This window comes from bacterium, from assembly GCA_024224155.1.
In the GTDB taxonomy this organism is placed as follows: domain Bacteria; phylum Acidobacteriota; class Thermoanaerobaculia; order Multivoradales; family JAHEKO01; genus CALZIK01.
Window position 1 is genome coordinate 1 of record JAAENP010000306.1, and the last position, 2,225, is coordinate 2,225.

The following is a 2,225-nucleotide window of genomic DNA, read 5'->3' on the forward strand; positions in this document are numbered from 1 at the left end:
AACACGCCGTTAGTCTAACCCTTGAGATTATCAAGAGGTCAGAACAACGCCCTTTGTCCAGCTCTTGTCGGTCTCAAGCGGGCAGGACACGCGGTTTATCTATCGCTTGGCACTCTCAAGCGGGCAGGACACACGGCTTTTCTGTCTCCTGTCTTGCGCACGCGGGCAGGATACGCGGTTTTTCTATCTTGTCTAACGGTTGGCACTCTCAAGCGGGCCGGCCGCCGCGGCAACAGCGCTTTCCCTTCCCGCCGTCATGCAAACGCCCGGGTACGGCGCCGCGACTGAAGTTGCCCCGGTTTCGTGGACACATATGCTCTTGCGAGCAAAGGAGGTCACACGATGCCGAGATCCCGTCCCCCATACCCGCGCGAGTTCCGAGAAGAGATGCTTCGACTGGCTCGCTCGGGTCAGACTCCGGAGGCGCTGTCGAAGGAGTACGAACCGTCCGCGCAGACGATCCGGAACTGGCTCGGGCAAGCGGATCGAGATGAGGGCCGTCGCCAAGATGGCCTGACCACCGCCGAGCGCGAGGAGCTGCGTCGGCTCCGCCGGGAGAACCGGCGGCTGCGCGAAGAGCGAGAGATCCTAAAAAAAGCCGCGGCCTGGTTCGCACAGGAGACCGGATCGATCCCGTCGCGGGGTTCGAATTCGTAAGTGCGAACCGGGCCGATCATGCGGTCGTCACGATGTGCCAGGTGCTGGAGATCTCCACCAGCGGCTACTATGCGTGGCGCCACCGAGAGCCATCGGCTCGTGCGCAGAAGAATGACCAACTGCGGGCCAAGATCCGCCGGTTCCATGCCGAGTCCCGAGGGACCTACGGGGCTCCTCGGATTCATGTCGACCTGGAGGAAGATGGCGAGCATATCGGCCGCAAGCGAGTCGCTCGGCTGATGAAAGTCGAAGGCTTGAGAGGCGTTTGTCGTCGCAAGCGGGCCTGGACCACGCTACGAGATGGTTCCCGGCCGGCACCGGACCTGGTCGATCGGAACTTCCGCGCGGACGGTCCGAACCAGCTCTGGGTCGCCGACATCACCTACATCCCGACCTGGGCCGGCTTCTTGTACCTGGCGGTCGTTCTTGATGTCTGGAGCCGCCGGATCGTCGGATGGTGCATGCGCCCTCATCTGAGGACCGAGTTGATCCTCGAAGCCCTGAATATGGCCGTCGATCAACGCCGCCCACAGGGGGTGATCCATCACTCCGACCAAGGCTCTCAGTACACCTCTGTGGCCTTCGGGACACGTTGCGATCAGCTCGGAGTACGACCCTCGATGGGCTCGGTGGGCGACTGCTATGACAACGCGATGTGCGAGAGCTTCTTCGCGACCTTGGAGTGCGAGCTGCTGGATCGGTCGACGTTGCGGACCCATCCCGAAGCACGCAGTGCGGTCTTCGAGTTCATCGAGGCCTGGTACAACCGCCGACGCCGTCACTCATCTCTGGGATACTTGAGCCCACTGCGGTTCGAACTGGCCGCAGAGAAGGAGCTGCGGAAAGATCTGTGGAAAACCAGTGGAAAACCTGCGGATATGCTGTTGAAAATTCCGCCTCCATCCCAGACTCCTCCTCCTCCTACTGATAGAGATCATGTCTGAAGTCCCCAAACTGTAAACTGTCCACCGAACCGGGGCAGGCCCAGACTACGACCGTGCCGGGGCGGTATATCGGGAAGCCCGCAAGTACCGGGAGAGCGCCTCGCCCAAGGCTCTCGCCGAGCACCTGCGGCGCCTGGCCTACTTCCACATGTTCCGGGGCCGGGCGGAGTGCTTCCCGGTCATCGAGGAGGCGATCGCCATCCACAAGCGCGGCAGCCTGGTGCACCGCCACGAGCTCGGCGAGTGCCTGCTGTGCCGCGGTCATGCCTACTTCGAGTTCGATCAGCCCGGCAAGAGCCTGGAGGATCTGAGTGCCGCGCTCAACCACGTCTCGATCAAGATCGACCGCAAGCCCTACTACGCCGCCCTGCACAACCTCGTCGACTGGGCCGTCGTCTACGGCAGCGACGAAGAGCTGCGCGTCGCCTACGGCTACCTCAAGCCGGCGCTGGTGATCCTCAACACCGCCTGGGGCCGTCCCTACCCGAAGCTCAAGCTGCGTTGGCTGATCGCGGTGGTGGAAGCCCGCCTCGGCCACTGGGGCCGCGCCGAGGAGGTCTATCTGGAGGTCCGAAAGGGGCTGGTGAAGCTGCGGCTCGGGTACGAGGTGGGGATGGTGTCGAT

General features: G+C 63.0%; 1 protein-coding gene and 1 pseudogene. Both read left to right on the plus strand.

Annotated elements, in window-relative coordinates; genetic code table 11:
• Positions 1–342: 342 nt before the first annotated feature.
• Positions 343–1,475, plus strand: a pseudogene (locus GY769_15950) (IS3 family transposase).
• 274 nt (positions 1,476–1,749) lie between these two features.
• Positions 1,750–2,225, plus strand: a 476-nt coding sequence (locus tag GY769_15955; GenBank protein MCP4203412.1) for a hypothetical protein, incomplete at its 3' end; no start/stop codon positions are given.